This window comes from Bilophila sp. 4_1_30, assembly GCF_000224655.1.
In the GTDB taxonomy this organism is placed as follows: domain Bacteria; phylum Desulfobacterota; class Desulfovibrionia; order Desulfovibrionales; family Desulfovibrionaceae; genus Bilophila; species Bilophila wadsworthia.
In genome coordinates, this window is record NZ_JH114231.1 from 1,392,003 (window position 1) to 1,411,594 (window position 19,592).

Here is a 19,592-nt window from a genome sequence, read left to right on the forward strand (position 1 = left end):
GGTTTTTGTCCGGGCTTTTTTTGCGGGAAGAGGGAAAACGCCGTTGCCTGTCTGCGGGGAGGCGTCAGGCCCGGCCCTGCTTCCAGCACCATACCTTTCCGAGTGCCATCGCGGGAATCGTGGACAAGGCAGGGATAAGCGAAACCAGCGATCCCGCGAGGATAAACAGGACGCCCACGACCATGCTCACCGGAATGGCTTCCTGCAGAAAAACCAAGGCCAGCACGGGCGCGAGGGCGGGCTTGAAGAAGAAGACCAATGAGGCGGTGATCGGAGAGGTCGCCTCCATCGCCATAAAGTAGCAGGCAAAGCCCGCCCCGGTCACGCCGACGCAGATGTACAGCATCATCAGCGCACTGAACGGGGTATACCCGGAAAGCAGGGGGATATCCGCGAAGAGCCCGAGCCCGATGTCCGCGAGGACCCCGGCGACCGCCGAGAGGCGGCTGAACGCGACGATGGCCGCCATTTCAAGGCTGGCGAACAGGAAGCTCCCGCATGTCACGACTACGCCGGAATACTTGGCGCACATTTTGGTCCCGAGCACGGCATACAGGGCGAACACCGCCGTGGACAGCAGGGTGAATGTGATGCCCGCCGTGCTGATGGACGTATTCAGAGGATTGATCAGGATAAGGATGCCGAGGCATTCCAGCACCAGCGCCATGACGTGCTGGCGCAGGATCTGCGTACGCAGGATGAGCCCGGCGAAAACGAGCACGAACACGGGATTGCAGCTGAACAGGACGGCGACGACCGAGGCGTTCGTGTTCTCCACGGCGAGCTGATACAAGGTCATGCTGACCACGATCCCCAGAAAGCCGAGCCCGGCCAGTTTGACGAAGCTGGGGCCGTCGATCCGGACACCGCGCTTCCTGAGCATCCGCCTGGCGAACGGAATGAGGACAAGGCCGCCGATGAGAAACCGCGTGAGGTTCAACTGGACAGGATTAAACAGTCCGGCAACTTCCTTGAGCGCGATTTCCATCGTGCTGAAAAACAGCGTTGCCAGTGCAATAAACAGGTAACCTCTTTTCATAATGGCATATCCCCTTACTGCAAAATCGGCGTCCCCTGGCGCGACGGCCATTCTGGCCGTACGCCTCCGCAACATGGGCGCCTCCTGCCTCCCGTTCGTACGCTACGCCCATTCATGCGTAAAATGAAATATACTCATGAGAAACATGCCATTAGGTTAATGATTTGATCAGCTTGTACTACACTTTTCCCGCGGTTGCTCGCCTCCGCCCTCTTCAGTTTCCTTTCCGGTCAGGCAGCGTATGAAGGCATGGCCCGCGTGTGAAATCTGGCTTCGCTTTCTGGTCACCACCGCAATGGCCCGCTCCGGTATCTTATGCGTTGTCTGGAGCTCAAAGACGCTTCCCGCCCTGAGGCTCTCCTCCGCAAATCGCCGCACAGTTATGCCCACCCCCAATCCTCGCTCCGCAAAAGGCACGATCAGCACCGTCGTCGCCAGTTCGCATTCCGGGTCAAGCACAGCGCCGTGCGACTGGAAAAACGCATCCAGATACGCCCGGGTGCTGGTCCCCTTTTCCGGGCACACGATAGGGAGCTTGGCAATCTCATCCAGCGAGAGCACGGAGCCTTCCAGATGGCGAAATGTGTTACCCGCGATAAACGTATCCTGAACCGTACAAACGGGGATTATGTCCAGATCGTCGTTTTCTTCCACTGGCGAAAACACGACGCCCAGATCGATCCGGCGGGCCCGCAGCGAGGCAATCGTTTCAGGCGTCGATGCCGTGATGGTACTGATGCGGACCTTGGGATAATCCTTATGGAACTGCTCCAGATACGGGAGCAGGAAGGCATGCATGATCATATCGGAGGAACCGATATGGATGCTTCCCCAGTCCAGATGCAGCATGGCCTGAATCTTCTTTTCCCCGATGGCAATCTGCTCGCAGGCCTGCGCGACGTGCTGGTAGAGCACTTCCCCTTCAGGCGTGAGCCGCATCCCTTTGTGCATCCGATAAAACAGCGCGCAACCGAGTACCTTTTCAAGCTGACGTATGCACTTGCTCACCGCCGGTTGCGAAAGGAACAACGCCTTGGCCGCAAGGGTAATGCTTCCGAGCCGCGCCACGTGATAAAAGACCTTGTAGTACTCAAACGAGACGTTCATGCCCACCATCCTGTTCAGCCGATTCCCCCCTGCATTGACATGCAACAGCCCGGCAAGGCAACCCTTTTCAACAGATTGAAGGAAAAACGCGTCTTTCCCCCGCTGCCACCCTCCTCTAGCGTGCGGATCAAAGCGGCTTCCCCAAGCTCTGGGTTCCGTGGCCCTCAGAAAAGAACCCTCAATAGCCGAAACAAACAGGTTTCTCCTCCCCTCCCATAGCAAGGAATGCGGCTCCTCCCCACTCGAGCCATCCGTAACGCCCGCACAGGGAAAAACCCTTTTCCCGGCTTACGGGAAAAAGGCCGGGCCCCATACGGACAGACGAAAAAATTTCACTGAATCGCAAAAAAAAAGCTTGCCAGCCGCCTCTGTTTTGCATATACCTCTTTTCGCGCCGAGGTGGTGGAATTGGTAGACACGCTATCTTGAGGTGGTAGTGGGAATTCCTGTGCGGGTTCGAGTCCCGCCCTCGGCACCACTTTTTAAAGCCGTTGCAGTAACATACTGCGACGGCTTTTCTTTTTTGTTTCGAGCCGTTGCCAAAAGGGGCGAAAAAGCCCCATTTGGGCTGAAGTGTGCCAAACTGTGCCAAAGTGCTGGGTCATTCACGCCGAAAATCGGCAGGAGACCCCATGCCTTGTAAGACGCTCAAAAACGACTCTCCCCGCCCACGAATCCGCATACCCCGCAAGACAACCTATCCCTCTTACCTGTACAGGCGTGGACAATTCTTCTATTTTCGATACGTACTCCCAGAACGATACCGCAAACAAGGCAAAACGGAACTCCGCCTGAGCCTCCAAACGCCATACCTCAGGGTAGCCAAGGAACTAGCCCAGCGACTGCGCCAAGCACTCAACCAGATGATAGGGATGCTCATGGATTACGAAACACTCAGGTTGCGATTGAATGGACTACTCCGGGCTATTCTGGAACAGGATACGCGTGATTTTTCCGAACGCCCTTCCGTAACTATCCCCGGCATCGGAACAATCTCCTATGGTGAGTACTACAATCGCTGCTCGAATATTGATTATTTTAATCTTCGGTCAGAAAAAGGGCTATTGGCAGCTGCACAAAATGTCATCCCTATGCTGTTACAGTATGGGCTTATACGACAGGAAGATATTAAGACTAAGGACGATATTCTTTTAATTACAAAAGAATACCTTCGGATGGAAATAACGCGAAACCGTATCCTCAAATGTCGGGAAAATGGCGATTTCATGACAGAACGAGGCGCCTTTGCAGAAAATTACATCCCCTTCCCTCCTTCCCAAAATGATTTTTCGGTCCCGGCATCACAACCTCAATCCATTGAACCCCGTTACCCAGTGAAAGGAGAATGGATCAACACAGAAAGCCATACGTTCCAGGTAATTCCACAAAATAGGAGAGTGACATTGGATCGAAAACGTCTGGCTGAAGAGCTTAACACTCTGCTTGGGGAACAGAATGCCCAGACGCTTATGGCGAAGTGCGAAAAGCAGGGGGAACCCTTTGAGAGGCCGTATGCTGTTGAGGTATAAAACGGCTGAAACTCTTGACTGTATACTTGGATAAACTGTACATTACTAAAAAATATCAGGGGGTTGTTATGCCACTTTCACTAGAGGAAATGACTGCCGTCGCCATACGAAATCAGCATCTCATTTTGGCTGAGGAACTCAAAAAGGGGGTTCCATTAAATTATCGGGATGGGCTTGGCAGGAATATTTTGGAGTATCCTGATGGACATATTGAAATAACACAGGATGTTATTCCACCTTATATTCAGAATCAGATGAAGCCATGCAACCACGATTGATTTGCATCTGTGGCCCAAATGGTGCGGGGAAGAGCACCTATACTCGTACCATAGCAACAATGGAAAATCTGTTGGTCATTGATCCGGATAAACTTGCGGCTGATGGGTTGTCCCCGATTGCCGCTGGAAAAGCTGCTGCAAAAATGGCCCGCCTTTTTCTGGAAAATGGCGTATCTTTTGCTCGTGAATCTACTTTGACTTCACATTTTGATTTCACTTTGATGAGTGAGGCCAAGAAAAAGGGATATTCCATCGAATTGGTTTACATAGGGCTTGAATCTTCAGACCTGGCGTGGGCACGAGTCGCTTCGCGGGCTGCTCGTGGCGGACATTCTGTTCCTTATGAAGATGTTATCCGTAGGTTTGTACGAAGCTTGGAAAATTTGCCCAAAGCCATTGCATTGGCAGATAAAGCCACGATTTTGGATAATTCAACGCAAGGTTACAGGCTCATTCAAGTAGCCAAGTAACCTTCCATACATAGGAAAACATAATCCCGGTTTCTCTTCGGAGAGGCCGGGATTTTCTGTTTTTGAACCCCAAAAGGAGAATATCATGGAATCACAGACCATTCAGGAACTGGAAGCCCTCACGCCAACGGAAATGGATGCCGGACTTGTCTTCAGCGGAGTGCCGACTGGCAATACCATATGGGGCTACCAGAATCCTTGCCTGTATACACCTGCCGTCGACCCGCATTACAGCTTTCACGAATCGGCACGGGATGCCGCCGTCTGGTTCATGAACAAACTTGATCCGCTGTATCTCTACGGTCCCACGGGTTCGGGAAAGACGAGCCTCATCAAACAGCTTGCCGCACGTTTGAACTATCCGGTTTTTGAGGTGACGGGGCACGGACGTCTGGAGTTCGCGGACTTGTGTGGTCATATTTCCCTGCATGAAGGAAGTATGCGGTATGAGTATGGTCCTCTGTCTCTGGCAATGCGATATGGCGGTCTTTTTCTCATCAATGAAGTGGATTTACTCTCACCAGAGGTTGCTGTGGGGCTCAACGGAGTTCTGGAAGGTGCGCCGTTGTGCTTGCCGGAAAGGGAACCGGCAGAATGAATCTCGCGTGGCTTGATCGTTTCATGCTGTGCGAGGTCAACTACCCGGATGCCGTAGTGGAAAAGGATTTGCTGGTGAAGCTCCATCCGGCCCTGCCTGAACATATCGTCGTCAAGATGGTGGATTTCGCCAATGAAATCAGGAAGCAGTTCATAGGTGCGTCCGATTCCTACACGGATACCATCGAGGTGACGCTCTCCACAAGAACCTTGCTCCGCTGGGCTGATTTGACCCTACGCTTTCAGCCGTTGGCGCATCAGGGCATCCAACCGTTGTCCTACGCGCTGGATCGGGCCTTGGGTTTTCGTGCGTCCCGTCCCACTCGCGCCATGCTGCATGAACTCCTCCAGCGGATGTTCCCGATGGACTGCCATCTGGGGGAGTAAAGAAGGCTCCGGCAATCATGCTGGAGCAATGGCTGACCTCAATTCTCAGACATATGGAGACGGACCCAGGCTATCTTGACACGCTTCCTCAGCTTCCGCAGGTGATTTTGAAAAACGAGGCTTCTTCACGCTTCTGGCGTGGGGAAGCCTTTTCTCATGCGCTGGAGATTCTCTGTGGACGTTCTGAAGGGAGAGGCCGAAGTTTGACCATTCCTGCGGATGATTGCGTGGACGGCAACCCCGTGCAGGAGCTTCTGGAACGCTCCCTCCAAAAACTCTCTGAAGGCTATCGCATCGAACTCTTAACCCCTTTAACCAACTAACGGAGTTATCATGGATACCCCCATTCTTTCTGACATCAAGGTTCTCGACAATCTTCTCGCTCTGAATCTCAACGTCAGTCTCTGGTCGGCCCGCAAGAAGATGGTGCTGGAAGACTTCGGCGGCGCGGAACTTCCCCCGGAAGACCTTGCCTCGCTGGGTTCCAAGCGCATCGCTGATCCTAATAACCTCAAGGTTTTCGTCACTCTGAAAGCCCGTGCCTTCAATTATCTGGATCGCCACGGCATCCGGTTCATGTCCGGCTGGGCCATCCCGGAAGATAAGGCCGGAGAGATCATCAGGGAACTCATAGGCATCCGTGATGAATTCCTGAAGGAAAAGGATGCGTTCCTCGCCGATTACGACCAGTCCATTGAAAACTGGATCAACAAGCATACGAAGTGGGCCGGCATTATCAGGGAATCCACGGTGGGTTCCGAGTATGTCCGTTCCCGCATGGGATTCTCCTGGCAGTTGTACCGGGTTGCGCCGCTCATGGATCATGCCGTCCCGGAAGCCGTTGTGGAGTCCGGTCTCAACGAGGAAGTGGAAAATCTCGCCAAAACGCTTTTCGGAGAGATTGCCCGTTCTGCGGACGAGACATGGAATCGCGTCTACGCGGGCAAAACGGAAGTGACCCACAAGGCGCTGTCCCCCCTGCGGACGCTCCAGCAGAAGTTGTCCGGCCTGACCTTCATCAATCCCCATGTGAGTCCCGTGGTGGACATCATCCAGACGGCTTTCAATCGGATTCCCAAGAAGGGCAACATCACCGGTGCGGATTTGGTCATGCTGCAAGGTCTGGTCTGTTTGCTTCGTGATCCCGATGCGCTCATTGCCCATGCCGAGCGGCTTATCGAAGGTTATGGACCCGCCAGCGTGCTCGATGCGGTAACGGCTCCGGTCATACTGGATATTCCTGTGCGTGAGGACTTGCCGGAGGTCTTCCCCGTCCCCCATGCCAATCTCCCCAATGTGGGACTGTGGTAACATCATGCTGAAACCAAAGGACATCATGGACTGTCTGCCGCTGCTGGCGAGCGTGTTGGGAAACCAGTATGGCGTAACGGTGGAAATCGGTGGAAGTGAAGCCTACACGGACGGCAAAACGATCCATCTGCCCGCGCTTCCATTGGATTCTGAACCAGAATTAATAACAATGATAAAAGGATATTGCGATCACGAATCCGCTCATATCCGGGAAACGGACTTTGAAATTCTGAGAAAGGCCCAATTAACGCCTTTTCAGCATAATCTGTTCAACATCCTTGAGGATTGGCGTGTTGAAGAACGCCTTTCAGCACGCTATCCGGGATGCCGGGGAAACTTCAGGCTCCTGATTCAGAAACTCTTTGGAACACAAAAGGCCGGGGATACAAACCCAGCCTTTTCCATTTTGAACACCATCTTGCTGACGGTGCGTTCGTGGTCTGTGGATGCCATTATCCCCCGTAGGGAATCCGTAGCGAAGACGATGGAACGCCGGTATCCTGGACTCCGAAAGGTATTGGACGGGATTCTCGATAGGATGAGGGATTCCTGCAAGGATACCGGAGACTGCATCCGATATGCACTGGAGTTGGAACAGGCCATCCTCACCTGGGGTCTTGAACAAAAATCCATCATGGAATCGGAGAAAAAGGATTTGGGAGCGGCCCAGAATGAATCTGTGGCTTCCTCAAATGCTTCGTTGGATTCTCTGGAAAAAGCGGTGGGGGCGTTGTCTTCCGATGAACTTCCGAGGGGATTTGGCGAGTCTCTGGCGGAACGGATCGAACTGGACAGCCCCAAGGACAGGCAAAAGCAGCTGAGGGTGACCGTCACGGGTCAGAAGCGGCTTGCGGAGCTTCCTCCCGGACAACTCAGCCGGATCGAACGTCAGACTGCCGGACTCGGTTTCAGGCTTCAGGGATTCATGCAGGCGCAGAAATGGCTGCCCGTCATGCCGGGAGCACGAGGCCGTTTTTTCTCTTCTCTGTGCCACAGATTGGCTGTCGGGAATTCCAGAGTCTTCGTGAAGAACGGTTTCAGGGAATCGCCGAATACGGCGGTTCATATCCTCTTGGACAGCAGCGGTTCCATGACGGACTCCGGCCTCATGTTGGCGAACGCCGTCTGTTATGCCGTGGGAAAGGCTCTTCAGGGCATATCGGGCGTAAATCTGGGCATTACGGCGTTTCCCGGCGCAAACAGAGCGAAACGCGGGACAACGGTTGCCCCTGTTCTTCGGCACGGTGAAAAGCTCACCGCCAGATTCCCCGAAATCGCCTACGGGATGACTCCGATGGCGGAATCCCTCTGGTGGGTCATGCAACAAATGTGTCTCCTCCGCGAGAACAGAAAAATCATCCTGATCATCACGGACGGAGAACCCGACTCCATCCCCGCCGCACAGGAGGTGCTCAGACAGGCTCAGAAAAAGGGCTTCGAATGTTACGGCCTCGGCATCATGTGTCCGAGCATCTCGACTTTGCTGCCTCATGCCAGCCGCGTCGTTGAAACGCTTCCACAGCTTGCTCCGGCACTGTTCGAACTGCTCGAAGGGGCCTTGAAGAGGAACGCATGACGGATACCTGCCGACTGTGCCGATTAGGGCTTTTGATGAGAGTGCCGTTGTGCCTTGGAAGACATATCGAGTGGGACTACGGAACTGCCCGCCAGTGCCGTTTGTCTCGCTTCATAACCAGATAGGAAGGAAAAGATATGAGTCTCGGAAAATGGATACCCGTGGTGATTGCCATTCTGACCGTCATAGCGGATGAGATGGACGAATAAAACTCGCTGAAGGGTATCCGGGAAAACCGGATACCCTTGCCCCTGCTAAAGAAAATCTTTTTTATGGATGTTGCCTTCTCAATACTAAATCATAATTTAATAAATTTAGATTTAATAAGTTATGATTTTAAAGATAAGGACTCCAATATGTTTATCGGAAGAAATAAAGAGTTTCAATTATTTGATGTTCTTTACAAACGACAGGACAGTTGCCTTGCCATCGTCTACGGTAGAAGGCGCGTTGGAAAAACGGAATTCATCAGACGATTTTGCGAATCAAAACCATACCTGTACTATGCCTGCGCTGAATGCACGGACGACGTGCAGTTACGGAAATTCAGCGCCTTTGTTCTGAACCAAGGCAAAAAGAAGGGATACCCGAATCTAATCAGGTATCCTTTCCTTCCTGCTATTCATTTCACATCAGAGACTTTATTCGTAAAATAATATACTTTATATTAATCAGATATATTCTTTGTAGCCTTTTTAATCTTTGAAAGATAAATATACGATGTCAGAATAGTCAAAACTATAAAGAACAAGGCGAATGGTCTCGTAAAGAATATCGTCCAATCATTGCCTGAAATAAGCATCGTCTGCCGAATTTTTTCTTCCAAAAGCTGCCCAAGGAAGAAAGCCACAATGAGCGTAGGCAGGTTTAAAGACATTTTATTCAGTATATATCCCAAAATACCAAACCAGAACATTACCCACACATCAAACATATTGCCGTTGAAAACATATGCTCCCAGGATACTGAAAACAAGGATACAAGCATATAAGGTTGAACGAGGTATGTTCGTCAGGCGGCGCACATAGCGAATGAAAACGCTACCTATCAGCAAGGTAAAAAAGTTGGAAATCAGCAGCACCGCAAAAAGAGCATAGAGCAACGATGCATGATCTTCCATAAAACGGGGTCCCGGTACCAACCCCTTGATCATGAATCCTCCCATGATCAGAGCCGCCGCAAGGTTGCCGGGGATTCCCAAGGTTACCAGTGGAACCAGATTAGGACCGTTAACGGCGTTATTGCCAGCCTCGGAAGCGGCTATCCCCTCCAAGGCCCCCTTGCCGAACAGCTCAGGCGTCTTGGACTTCTTACGCGCCCACAGATAACTCAAATAGGCTCCGACAGTCGTCCCAATGCCCGGAACAATGCCTACAATACTACCAATGAACGTGGAACGTCCGATAGTAGGCAGACAGGTCTTGAACTCTTTGGCTGTAACCCTGTTGTCGTCCGGGTTGGAGCTAATGATGATCTTTTCCTCCTGCTCCCCACTTTTCCTCTGGGCCAAACGCTGCCGGAAATAATTTTCCGCCTGCAACAGCACTTCCGAAAAGGCCAATAGCCCAATAACCATAGGCATAAGGCTGAATCCATCGGCCAGATCGACAATGCCGAAGGTCAACCGCATGGTGCCAAATTCCGGATCGGTGCCTACTGTGGCAAGAAAAAGCCCCAAGGCTGTCGAAAGCAGTCCCCGTAAAGGATCGGCAGTGGCCGCTACGGAAATAACGACCAAAGAGAAGAGCACGACCATACTGTATTCGGGCGGGCCGATATGTAAGGCAATAGCCGCTACGGGGGCGGCCAAGAAGATCAGCACCAAATCGGACAAAGCATCGGCCAATACAGAGGAATAAAGAGCTGTCTGCATGGCTTTTCCGCTCTTTCCTTGTCTTGCGAGCGGGTACCCGTCAAAGGTAGTGCACATAGCCTGCGGCGTACCGGGAATATTGAATAAAATAGCGGGCAGAGAACCGCCGAAATTTCCTCCCTTGGAAAGCCCCATGAGCATGGCGATTCCGGGAATCGGACCGAGATAATAGGTAAAGGGCAGGAGCAGGACGATGGCCATAGTGTCCGTCAACCCTGGGATGGACCCCATAATGGCGCCACACAAAACTCCAATAAAGGCCCAAAAGAAATTTTCCCAAGCAAAAACGAGATCCAGAGCCCCAATAATATCTTCAAGCATAGTGTTCTCCGATACGGTTGCGTACTAAAAAAGAATACCGCTTGGTAAAGGATAATTAAGAAAAAAGACAACTATCCCGTAAATAACTCCAAGCAAAAGAAGAGGCGTCAGTACAATACGTATCAAACCACGCTCGAGGAAAAAAAATATGTATATCATGCAAAATACAGCATTAGTCACAAAAAATCCGACGTACTCCGTGCTCATGATACAGACGGCGTAACTCACTACAAGAAAAAGAATACGCGGAAAAACGGAATCGGATGAATTGGAAAACGCCTTGGCTAATGCTCCCAAAAAAATATTTTTTCCTGTGGTACGCAGAGCCATAAGCAGGGCTGGAATGGCAAGGAAGATGATTGTCAGGCGCGGGTACATGGCCTGCTCTTCGCCTGAGACTTGCTGTGGGATGATCACAAACCACAACAGTGCGCAAAGACAGAGGAACAGACATCCTATGAAGCGATCTATCAGCATAGGGCCCCCTTTATTCCCGGAGGAAAACCCTCCGGGAATGATTGGTACTATTGACTAGTTGCTGTCCTGCTCATTGTACTTCAGCATTTCTTGAACGGATTCAACAGAATGACGTGAAAAGGCATCATAATCCTTTCCGGAAAGGAACTGCGGGATGAATCCCGCCGCCTTCATCTTGTCCTGGAGTTCGGGATTTTTCAGGACGTTGGCAATGGCCTGTTCCCACTTGTCGCAGATGGCCTTTGGGGTCCCCTTGGGGAAGGCAAAGCCGTACATCAAAGAGGTTGCAAAGGGATATCCCATGTCACGCAGTTTGGGTACGCCGGCAATGTACGGGACTTCCGAAGTTCCCAAATTGGCCAGTACAAGCAAGTCTCCCTTGCGGGCCGCCTGATAACCGGCAGTCCCCACGCCAAGCTCACACGCGTCAATATGCCCGCCCATCAAGTCAGCCGTGGCTGGCCCGCCACTCTTATACATGACCAGCCTGAACTTGATGCCATCGTGAATAGCCGCGGCGTGAAGAACTTCAAGAGCTTCCTGACTGGCTCCGGAACCCACGGATACGGTGCCGGGATGTGCTTTGGCGTAATCCACAAGTTCCTTCCACGTCTTATATGGCTTATCCGGACGCGTGAGGAGCAGGCGATCCTGCGGCATATAAGCTCCTACAAAAATGATGTCATCCAAATTGTAGGCAGGAGCCTTGAGAAAATAGGTGGCCACCAGCGCATTGCCGATAGCTCCGCCAATGACGGTATATCCATCATTTTTAGCCTTCAGGCCAAAATTCAATCCGGGGATGCCGCTTCCTCCCCCCTTATTGACGATGACGAGGGGCTGCCCCAGTTCTTTGGACAGATAGTCTGCGACCATCCGAACCGAAATATCAGCCGCACCGCCCGGAGCAAAAGGAACTATACAGGTCACAGCCTTGTCGGGATACTGCGCCGACGCGGAACCTGTACCTGCCAACAACAACGCCGCCAAGAGCAACCCAAAGAAACTCTTCATGATATACCCCTTTTCATGCCAGCCGAACGAGATCGGCTTTTGGAGTTAGCGAAGAAGATAGGGAATATTGACGTACAGAGCCTGTTGAGGACATTCCACTTCACAAGGCAGACAGAACCAGCAGTTCCTGTAGTGCCCAGTGGGACCGCCACAGGACAGGCAACGCGATGCTTCGTCCCGGGCCTCCTGCTCAGTCAAATATTGCGTCGTTTCAGTAAAATCTCCGGTACCCGTGCAGAAGTGGCCCAAGCCCGTTTGACGAGGGATAGCGACGGCATTGCCGGTATCAACGGTAAAGTCGTCTACATAAGGACCGGCGTACTGACGGCCATAGAACATGTCCTGACCAGCCAAGAGACGGATGATCGAGGTAGCTGCGCGACGTCCGGAAGCCATAGCGTATACGGCGGACGAAGGCCCATGCTCCATGTCGCCGGCGGCGAAGATAGCCTTGTCTCCAAGCTGCAATGTCACGGGATCAAGGGTGACATCTCCCACAAGCCGCGCCAGCTGGCTGTCCCGTTCCTGCCCCACGGCCATAATGACGCTGTCAGCCTCTATGCTGCGGATCTCGTCGGCCTTAAAGTCAGGGTAGTCCAGACACTGCGGCGGCAGCAATTCCAGATCATGACGGCAAGACAACGCCAGTTTCCCGTTTTTGCCCTCCACTTTCACGGGTGCCCAGGTAAAAGCAAATTTGATGCCCTGCTTCCTGGCCTTGGCAATATCTTCAGCATCGGCTCGGAATGCATCAATGGTGCGGCGATAAACGATGGTAACGCTTTCCGCGCCTTGACGCATGGCCGCTTGCGCGCTGTCGAGAGCCACATATCCGCCGCCAACCACCACGACATGGCCGGACAACTTTTGACCTCCCCCTGCACGGACTTCCATAAGAAAGCGGAATGCCGACAGCACACCCGGCAATTCTTCACCTTCAATAGACGCCTTGCGTCCGCCTCCCGCTCCCAGAGCAAGTACTACGGCATCATAACGTTGCGACAAATCATCCAGTGCCTTCTTATCCACGATACGCTGGCCATAATGAAAGACAACGCCAGCCTGTTCCATGATGCCGACAGCCTCATCCAGCACGGCGTCGGGGAGTTTCCAAACGGGCAGGATATTCCGTAACAACCCTCCGGCCTTGCCCTCTGCTTCATACACGCTTACGGCATGCCCCGCCTTGCGCAGATCATGAGCCGCCAATAACCCTGCCGGACCCGCTCCGATCACGGCCACCGTTTTGCCGGACGCTTCGGCGCACTCCAGCGGAAGCATCTTTTCTCCGGCAAAGAGATAACGCTTGATGCCGTTAATATTGACGGCCTGCCCGTCGACCTTGCAGCGGTTGCAGGCATGTTCGCAGGGGTGGTCGCAAATGCGGCAAATCAGCTGGGCAAATGGCAAATCCTGAGCGATTACGGCACGGGCTTCATCATCCTTCCCGCGAGCCACCAACTGCACATATCCCTGAATGTTCAGGCCCAAAGGACAGGCCGCGGAACAAGGGGCGCGATTGATCCGAATATTGTCGAGTATGCACGTCTCCGCACACTTCCCACAAAAAATGCATTTCGTCTTGTCCACGACGAGATTGTCGGTCAATGCCTCAAGAAGATTGCCGGCGCTCATGCGGTTTCCTCCATTTTGATGACAGGTGCGTATGAAACACGAATATCTTCCAAAGAATCCCCCTGGGTAAGCACGATGTGCTTCAGCCACTGGGCATCATCCTTGACGGGGTAATCCGAGCGCATATGCCACAATCCCCACCGGCTTTCCTTCCGCTCCTTGGAGGCCACGGCACTCATGGCCGCACATTGGATGATGTTTTCCACTTCATATGCCTTAAACAGATCATGCTGATTCCTGATGCATACCTCCGTACGCAGTTCACTACGGAATCTGTCCATCCACCACAGTGCCCTGTCGAGCTTGTATTCATTCTTGGGAGGCCGTACATAGTCGTTGATCAGACGGCGGACCTTGTATTCGAACTCTTCAATGGGAATCTGCCCGCCGGTTTGGGCAAGCTTGGCGTCACGATCCCGAATGACCTCCATGACCTGTTCGTCGTCAATGACGGGGTTGACTACCGTACGGGCATATTCCGTGGCGTTTTCCGCCGTAATCTGTCCATAGGTGAAAGCTCCGCTCAAATGTCCCCGGGCCACCAGGGAAACGTCTCCCGCCGCATACAGCCCCGGCACGGAACTCTCCCCGCGCTCGTTGATCCGGATGCCCGTCAGACCGTGACCGCCGCACAGGTAACAGTCCGTCGGCCACAGCTCGATTTCTCCAGTACGGAAATCAACGCCGCGGCCCTTAAAGAAGCGCTCCTGCACGGGCCGTTCCGTGGAGAAAAGCAGTTCCTCCACTTCACGGATCTTTTCCTCGCTCAAATGGCGCATGTCGATCCGCATGGGACCACGCAACGCCATATGCTCCGAGTGCATGAGGTGAATCCCCGGGTGGTTTTCTTGAAATTCCTGCGCGAAGGCATTGAGCAAATGAGCCCCGCGAGTGAGCGTGATGTACAGCAGGGGGGCGTTGATATCCTTAATGATGTAGTAAACAAGGGTATACTCGAAGCCTGAAAGCTCCGCCCCGGCGCGGTAGGCCATTACATAGCCGTCGCCGGTATTCCCGGGGAAATCGTAAACGCCATAGAGGTAGCCGTTTTCCGGCAAACCAAACCGTGCCGTGCCGCCGGAGCACAAGATCACGCTCTTGGCTTTACAGACCACGATTTCCCCTGTGCGCACGTTGATCCCTACGGCACCGCAAACCCGGTCGCCATCCTTGAGCAGCCGCAGGGTCATGATCCTGTTGTACACTTCCGCGCCATACTCATGGGCCTTGGCCGCCAGAATGGTCTTGAGCTCGGGCTCCTTCATCGTGATACAGAATTTGCCCTTGTTGTGGATCTGCAACTTGTCGTATTCGCCCTTTTCATCGACGGGAAAACATACGCCCCAGTCGATGAGCTCCTGCATCACCGCCCAAGTGCGCTGGGCCATGACATAGTTGACGGGCTCGTCCATGATGCCCTGACAAGCCTCGCCATTGGTCTCGACATACAATTCCGGGGTTTCTTCCGTGCCTGGAATGGAAACGATATTCATAGCATCCATGCCGCGCGCGATGCAGCCGGAATATTTCATATCCCCCTTTTCAAACACGACAACTTTCTGTTTTGGATCCATCTGCTTCGCTCGGATGGCAGCCATGACGCCCGCGCTGCCGCCTCCGACGATCAACACATCTGCGCTTACGGTCAAATAAGGCTTCATTCCTCGTCTCCTCCTTTAGGGTATACTGCTATGGTTATATAGAGCAGTTGTTAGGGTAAAAAAGGGGAGCATCCCCTTTTTCCGAACCTATTCCCGGAAATTGTGAAGCCGGATCAGGCCAAAGGGCTCCGTCCGAATCAAGCTCTTGCGGAACTCAACGATGGTGTCGTCATAGCTTGTTGAAACCATAAAAGAACTGATGACAGGGGCAGACACGGGCAAATCCATGATCTCCGACTCCCGCTCTGCAATCATTTCGATCTCCAAGAGTTCTCGGCTATTCAGCACGGGGAGGCGGCAATACTTTTCAATCAAAAGATAAAGGGAGAAATCTTCTAACTCTCCACTCATGGCCCTCTTCAAAGGCTCCCCAAAGGGAAGGGGGATGTAGGAAGTACTCAAGGCGACAGGACAATGTTCTTCTCCCTGCTCTCCGCTGAACAAACGTTCTATACGCAAAAAGGAGGGGATATCTTCAGGGACGGCAAACCGTCTATCCATCTCAGCCTGGCGGGGAACTTCCTCCATGGAAAGAAGTTCGACGCTTAACGAGACATCCTGCTCGGAAAGATTCCGCCGCAACCGATAATATTTGACGGCATTCTTGTCGATAATACTCTTGGTGACATAAGTTCCTTTTCCCTGAATACGGACGAGGTACCCCTGATGCACCATATTTTCCAAAGCCTTACGCACCGTTCCCACACTGAATCCCGTGGTCTGGGCAAATTGGCGTTCAGAAGGAAGCTGCTTTCCGGCTTGCCATTCCCCATTGACGAGCTTATCCATAATCGTTTGCTGAAGACGATAATAGGCCGGTAACGCCTCGGCGTGTTTCTCAGAAAACTGGATATGTTTTGCTGTGTACATTCAACCATCCCTGTTTAGTGCTCTATAGCTCTACAGCTCTAATGCTGTCAAATCATTTTTCAGGAATAGCCATCTATACGTTGCGAACCTCCTCACTATACCTTCTGACTTCGACATGCTCGACAACTTACGCTTGATTTCCAGTGTGCCAAAGTGCTATCAAGGAACCGAACCCGCCCAGCACAACTAGGAATTTTTCCTTATTTATTAAAATATGTTACGCAATGGGCGGTGCCGAGAAAAATGGAGTCCCGCCCTCGCACCACTTTTTAAAGCCGTTGCAGTAACATACTGCAATGGCTTTTTTTTGTTTTAAGTCGTTGTCGGAGGAGTCCAAACCGTTTGGGCCGGAGTGTGCCAAACCGTGCCGATGTGCCGGGGCGTTCACGCTGAAAATCGGCAGAGCCCTATGCCTCGCAAGACACAGACAAACGATTCTCCCGCCCTCGGCTCCCCCATCCCGCGAGACGGCCTATCCTTCATCGTCAGGCGTGCTCCTTCCCTTTTCGATACATATGCCCGGAGCTGTATCGCAAGCAGGGCGAGGCGAAACTCCACCGGAGCCTCCAAACGCCCAGAGCGCTAGGACAGCGGCCCCGGTTCGATGCCGCTAGCCCAAGCCGCCATTCCGGATGCCGTATAAGAATGCTCTTTATGGATACCTTAGCCCATCCAATAACGAATCAGCGCTATAGTCCCCATACCCACGGCAAGTGCACTGAAAAGGCTTCCTTTTTTATACCAACAAACCGTCAGCGTAGGAAAGGATGCGATAAAAAAGAGGTTATCGAATGACAGTTCAAGATTGCCGCCTACAAGCACCAAATCCGGCATAACCAGCGCGGCAAGCACGGAGACAGGCACAAAAGACAGCCAGCGCGCCAGCAATGGAGGAAGCTCTCGTCCCGCCAGCAACGTAACGGGAACGACGCGCGGAACAAGGGTCGCAAGGCACATGCCGAAGATACAGAGCAGAATATCCGTATTCATATTTTGCTCCTACAAAGGAAACAGCGATCGCGGTATGTGAGAAACAAAGCCCCGAGAGAGGAAGTTACTACACTGGCAACAATGACATTCCACCGGCCTATGCCGCACAAGGCAAGAATTACGGATAACAGTGCCGAAAGGATAGCCGCCGCCGTGTATACATGATCCTTGCATTGGGGAACCAGCAGGGCGAGAAACATGGCGGGAAGCGCATAATCAAGCCCAAAGAGTTTGGGATCAGGCAGGAAATCTCCCGCTACGGCCCCTATGAACGTGCCGAGAATCCATCCGCCGTGCGCCGTGAAGTTGACGGCATAAACTGCCGGCAACCTTGCCTCCTCCCCTTTGGCCATGGCCATGCTGTGCGTGGCGAAGACCTCATCCGTGAGCCCCCAGCCAATAATGAATTGCTGTATCCGGGTAAACGGAGCAAACCACGGGGCCACTGCGGCCGACATGAGGACATGGCGCAGGTTGACGACAAGCGTAGTGAACACGATGGAAAAGACAGAGGCCCCCATCCCCCACAGGCCCACCGAGATAAACTGCCCCGCGCCCGCGTATACGAGCAAAGAAAACAAAACGGCATACACGGCGGGTATGCCGTTTTGGACAGCGAGGACACCGTATGCGAAACCGAGTGGAATGTACCCCAGAAAAATAGGGAAACCATGCCGCATCCCTGACAAGATGGAACCGGCGGGAATACTTCCTGCCTTGACAATCATACATTCTGTGGTGTCGGACATAGCAGTAGCTTATGAATAGTGGTTACAGATCCAAAAGAATCAGTATGGCTGAATGCCTGAAAGGGGCTGCAAGCGTACTTTCAGCATAAAAAAAGCTGTATCTTCACCATGCTGTGAGATGGAACAAGCACATCCTATGACAGAGCGAAAGAAAAACTTTCCTGCCCAGAGGATGATGCAAGGGGGAACGCCGTTCGGGGAAGGAAGGGGGCTTTAGCCCCCCTCAAAATCAGGCGGAAACCTGTTCAGGCTGCCCTTGCGCCTGCTTATCGGCCAGCTTTTCCTCGTCGGAGAGCCGGGTCATGTTGATGTTGAATATGGAATAGACCAAGGATACGCACGGCGCGAGGAACATGAGGAAACAGTACGGGGCATAATCCGTGAATCCAATACCCAGCATCCCCATGGAGAACAGCGCGTTCGAGCTCCAAGGGACGAGGGGGGTCGCAAGCGTCCCGACATCCTCCGTAACGCGGGAGCAGTTTTCGGGCCGATAACCTTGCCTGCGGAACAGCGGAGTCATGATCGTCCCTGTCATGAGCAGGCTGAAGTAAGACGACGCCGTCAGCAGAACCGTGCTGAAACCGATAACAATCGTTGACAGGACGAGAGAAAACGCGCTCTTGGCATGGCGGGAAACGGGCTCAAGGATCGTATCTATCACCCCAAGGCAGCGTAACATCCCGCCAAGCCCGCAAGCGAAAATGACGAGCGCCGAAACTTCAAGCATACTTGTCACGCCGCCACGGTTCATCAGCTTCATGAGCAAAGGATTGTCAAACGTCTTTTCGTAGCCGCTCCACATGGCGTTGAACGATGCCGTCAAATCCACGCCGGCGTATCCGACAGCGACGACAACACCCAGCACCGAGCCGCTGATGATGGCCAAAATGGGGTTTGTCTGGCGCAGCAGGAGGTAAAACACGAGGATCATGGGGATGGCGGGGATGAAACCAAGCCGGAAGTTCGCCGTAATGTCGTCAAGGAGCTGATTGAGGATGCTGGCGTCGCCGGTGCCCGCATCGTGATGGAACCCCATGAAGAGATAAATGGTCAACGTAATGATGAATGCGGGAGTCAGCGTATTGACCATATGCCGGACATGCGTGAGCAAGGGGACTTCGTTAACGGCCGCGGCCATGTTGGTCGTATCCGAAAGCGGGGACATCTTGTCGCCAAGGAAGGCGCCGCTGATGACCGTTGCGGCGGTAATACCGGGGTCGAAGCCAAGCCCCGCGCCTATCCCCATCAGTGCGAGGCCGACGGTCCCGATCGTGCCGTACGAAGTCCCCGTAAACACGGAGGTCATGGAACACAGGATGAAGCTGGTCGCCAGAAAGAATTCCGGGGTGATGATCTTCAGGCCGATATAGATCATCACGGCGACGGTACCCGCCGAGATCCAGGCGCCGATCAGGGCCCCTACGGACATCATGATCAGCACGGCCCCCATGGCCCGCGCGATGAATTCGTAAGCCCCCGCTTCCAGCTCGGCATACGAGAATCCCAGATACCAGCCGAACCCCGCGCAAACGACCCAGCAGCACAGCATGAGCATCTGAAGCTTAAGGCCATAAAACATCATTCCACTTGCGATGATGGCGACGACGACGGTCAAAATGAAAACGGCAAAGCCGAATGTCAGTTCCTTGCGGACAGGCTTCAATGGTGTCGTGGTCATGACGCTTTCTCCTGTACGTTATAAGGG

At 53.0% G+C, this 19,592-nt stretch carries 17 protein-coding genes, 1 tRNA gene and 1 pseudogene; 8 read left to right on the plus strand and 11 right to left on the minus strand.

Annotation, left to right across the window (positions count from 1 at the left end; genetic code table 11):
• Nucleotides 1–64: 64 nt before the first annotated feature.
• Together HMPREF0178_RS06220 and HMPREF0178_RS06225 are read right to left on the minus strand one after the other, a co-directional pair.
• Nucleotides 65–1,039: a DMT family transporter gene (locus HMPREF0178_RS06220; RefSeq protein WP_039958610.1), complete on the minus strand. Its 975-nt coding sequence runs from the start codon at nt 1,037–1,039 to the stop codon at nt 65–67.
• 168 nt (nt 1,040–1,207) lie between these two features.
• Nucleotides 1,208–2,146, minus strand: a complete 939-nt coding sequence (locus HMPREF0178_RS06225; RefSeq protein WP_009379932.1) for a LysR family transcriptional regulator — start codon at nt 2,144–2,146, stop codon at nt 1,208–1,210.
• Nucleotides 2,147–2,539: 393 nt separating this feature from the next.
• Between HMPREF0178_RS06225 and HMPREF0178_RS06235 the strand changes: the two genes are divergently transcribed.
• The 8 genes and pseudogenes from HMPREF0178_RS06235 to HMPREF0178_RS06270 all read left to right on the plus strand — a co-directional run bounded on the left by HMPREF0178_RS06235 (nt 2,540) and on the right by HMPREF0178_RS06270 (nt 8,294).
• Nucleotides 2,540–2,624: transfer RNA gene (locus HMPREF0178_RS06235), tRNA-Leu, on the plus strand.
• Nucleotides 2,625–2,778: 154 nt separating this feature from the next.
• Nucleotides 2,779–3,675, plus strand: a complete 897-nt coding sequence (locus tag HMPREF0178_RS22460) for a DUF6538 domain-containing protein (RefSeq protein ID WP_009379934.1) — start codon at nt 2,779–2,781, stop codon at nt 3,673–3,675.
• A gap of 68 nt (nt 3,676–3,743) precedes the next feature.
• The gene (locus tag HMPREF0178_RS06245) at nt 3,744–3,953 is read left to right on the plus strand and encodes a hypothetical protein (RefSeq protein WP_039958612.1); all 210 of its coding nucleotides are present in this window, start codon (nt 3,744–3,746) and stop codon (nt 3,951–3,953) included.
• Nucleotides 3,938–4,423, plus strand: coding sequence for a zeta toxin family protein (locus HMPREF0178_RS06250; RefSeq protein ID WP_369736893.1), 486 nt, complete (start codon nt 3,938–3,940; stop codon nt 4,421–4,423). The genes HMPREF0178_RS06245 and HMPREF0178_RS06250 overlap by 16 nt, the downstream gene beginning before the upstream one ends.
• A gap of 85 nt (nt 4,424–4,508) precedes the next feature.
• Nucleotides 4,509–5,407: pseudogene (locus tag HMPREF0178_RS06255) on the plus strand (AAA family ATPase).
• A gap of 17 nt (nt 5,408–5,424) precedes the next feature.
• Nucleotides 5,425–5,730 (plus strand): hypothetical protein, encoded by a 306-nt coding sequence (locus tag HMPREF0178_RS06260; protein ID WP_009379941.1) that lies wholly within the window; start codon nt 5,425–5,427, stop codon nt 5,728–5,730.
• A 10-nt stretch (nt 5,731–5,740) separates the two neighbouring features.
• Nucleotides 5,741–6,718, plus strand: a complete 978-nt coding sequence (locus HMPREF0178_RS06265; RefSeq protein ID WP_009379943.1) for a DUF3150 domain-containing protein — start codon at nt 5,741–5,743, stop codon at nt 6,716–6,718.
• 4 nt (nt 6,719–6,722) lie between these two features.
• On the plus strand, nt 6,723–8,294 hold the full coding sequence (locus HMPREF0178_RS06270) for a VWA domain-containing protein (protein WP_039958790.1): 1,572 nt from the start codon (nt 6,723–6,725) through the stop codon (nt 8,292–8,294).
• Between the two features lie 667 nt (nt 8,295–8,961).
• Here the strand turns inward: HMPREF0178_RS06270 and HMPREF0178_RS06280 are convergent.
• The 9 genes from HMPREF0178_RS06280 to nhaC all read right to left on the minus strand — a co-directional run bounded on the left by HMPREF0178_RS06280 (nt 8,962) and on the right by nhaC (nt 19,565).
• Nucleotides 8,962–10,488: a tripartite tricarboxylate transporter permease gene (locus HMPREF0178_RS06280; RefSeq protein ID WP_009379947.1), complete on the minus strand. Its 1,527-nt coding sequence runs from the start codon at nt 10,486–10,488 to the stop codon at nt 8,962–8,964.
• 24 nt (nt 10,489–10,512) lie between these two features.
• Nucleotides 10,513–10,965: a tripartite tricarboxylate transporter TctB family protein gene (locus HMPREF0178_RS06285; RefSeq protein WP_009379948.1), complete on the minus strand. Its 453-nt coding sequence runs from the start codon at nt 10,963–10,965 to the stop codon at nt 10,513–10,515.
• Nucleotides 10,966–11,019: 54 nt separating this feature from the next.
• Nucleotides 11,020–11,979 (minus strand): tripartite tricarboxylate transporter substrate binding protein, encoded by a 960-nt coding sequence (locus HMPREF0178_RS06290; RefSeq protein WP_009379949.1) that lies wholly within the window; start codon nt 11,977–11,979, stop codon nt 11,020–11,022.
• 45 nt (nt 11,980–12,024) lie between these two features.
• Nucleotides 12,025–13,704 carry an FAD-dependent oxidoreductase gene (locus HMPREF0178_RS06295; RefSeq protein WP_198134977.1) on the minus strand — a complete coding sequence of 560 codons (1,680 nt, stop codon included), beginning with the start codon at nt 13,702–13,704 and terminating at the stop codon, nt 12,025–12,027.
• Entirely contained in the window at nt 13,611–15,275 is a 1,665-nt protein-coding gene (locus tag HMPREF0178_RS06300) for an FAD-binding protein (protein WP_009379951.1), read from the minus strand. Before HMPREF0178_RS06300 ends, HMPREF0178_RS06295 begins: the two co-directional genes overlap by 94 nt.
• Before the next feature lie 87 nt (nt 15,276–15,362).
• Nucleotides 15,363–16,145 (minus strand): GntR family transcriptional regulator, encoded by a 783-nt coding sequence (locus HMPREF0178_RS20395; protein WP_009379952.1) that lies wholly within the window; start codon nt 16,143–16,145, stop codon nt 15,363–15,365.
• Between the two features lie 663 nt (nt 16,146–16,808).
• Nucleotides 16,809–17,135 carry an AzlD domain-containing protein gene (locus HMPREF0178_RS06310; protein ID WP_009379953.1) on the minus strand — a complete coding sequence of 109 codons (327 nt, stop codon included), beginning with the start codon at nt 17,133–17,135 and terminating at the stop codon, nt 16,809–16,811.
• The gene (locus tag HMPREF0178_RS06315) at nt 17,132–17,863 is read right to left on the minus strand and encodes an AzlC family ABC transporter permease (protein ID WP_232281210.1); all 732 of its coding nucleotides are present in this window, start codon (nt 17,861–17,863) and stop codon (nt 17,132–17,134) included. Before HMPREF0178_RS06315 ends, HMPREF0178_RS06310 begins: the two co-directional genes overlap by 4 nt.
• 250 nt (nt 17,864–18,113) lie before the next feature.
• Entirely contained in the window at nt 18,114–19,565 is a 1,452-nt protein-coding gene (gene nhaC / locus HMPREF0178_RS06320) for a Na+/H+ antiporter NhaC (RefSeq protein ID WP_009379955.1), read from the minus strand.
• Between the last annotated feature and the right edge of the window lie 27 nt (nt 19,566–19,592).

Excerpts from the sequence above, each read along its gene's own strand:
- HMPREF0178_RS06265 (WP_009379943.1), top strand. The coding sequence starts at position 5,741 with ATGGATACCCCCATTCTTTCTGACATCAAGGTTCTCGACAATCTTCTC.
- HMPREF0178_RS06225 (WP_009379932.1), bottom strand. The coding sequence starts at position 2,146 with ATGAACGTCTCGTTTGAGTACTACAAGGTCTTTTATCACGTGGCGCGG.
- HMPREF0178_RS22460 (WP_009379934.1), top strand. The coding sequence starts at position 2,779 with ATGCCTTGTAAGACGCTCAAAAACGACTCTCCCCGCCCACGAATCCGC.
- HMPREF0178_RS06270 (WP_039958790.1), top strand. The coding sequence starts at position 6,723 with ATGCTGAAACCAAAGGACATCATGGACTGTCTGCCGCTGCTGGCGAGC.
- HMPREF0178_RS06310 (WP_009379953.1), bottom strand. The coding sequence starts at position 17,135 with ATGAATACGGATATTCTGCTCTGTATCTTCGGCATGTGCCTTGCGACC.
- HMPREF0178_RS06250 (WP_369736893.1), top strand. The coding sequence starts at position 3,938 with ATGCAACCACGATTGATTTGCATCTGTGGCCCAAATGGTGCGGGGAAG.
- HMPREF0178_RS06300 (WP_009379951.1), bottom strand. The coding sequence starts at position 15,275 with ATGAAGCCTTATTTGACCGTAAGCGCAGATGTGTTGATCGTCGGAGGC.
- HMPREF0178_RS06285 (WP_009379948.1), bottom strand. The coding sequence starts at position 10,965 with ATGCTGATAGATCGCTTCATAGGATGTCTGTTCCTCTGTCTTTGCGCA.
- HMPREF0178_RS06260 (WP_009379941.1), top strand. The coding sequence starts at position 5,425 with ATGCTGGAGCAATGGCTGACCTCAATTCTCAGACATATGGAGACGGAC.
- HMPREF0178_RS06220 (WP_039958610.1), bottom strand. The coding sequence starts at position 1,039 with ATGAAAAGAGGTTACCTGTTTATTGCACTGGCAACGCTGTTTTTCAGC.
- nhaC (WP_009379955.1), bottom strand. The coding sequence starts at position 19,565 with ATGACCACGACACCATTGAAGCCTGTCCGCAAGGAACTGACATTCGGC.
- HMPREF0178_RS06245 (WP_039958612.1), top strand. The coding sequence starts at position 3,744 with ATGCCACTTTCACTAGAGGAAATGACTGCCGTCGCCATACGAAATCAG.
- HMPREF0178_RS06290 (WP_009379949.1), bottom strand. The coding sequence starts at position 11,979 with ATGAAGAGTTTCTTTGGGTTGCTCTTGGCGGCGTTGTTGTTGGCAGGT.
- HMPREF0178_RS20395 (WP_009379952.1), bottom strand. The coding sequence starts at position 16,145 with ATGTACACAGCAAAACATATCCAGTTTTCTGAGAAACACGCCGAGGCG.
- HMPREF0178_RS06315 (WP_232281210.1), bottom strand. The coding sequence starts at position 17,863 with ATGATTGTCAAGGCAGGAAGTATTCCCGCCGGTTCCATCTTGTCAGGG.
- HMPREF0178_RS06280 (WP_009379947.1), bottom strand. The coding sequence starts at position 10,488 with ATGCTTGAAGATATTATTGGGGCTCTGGATCTCGTTTTTGCTTGGGAA.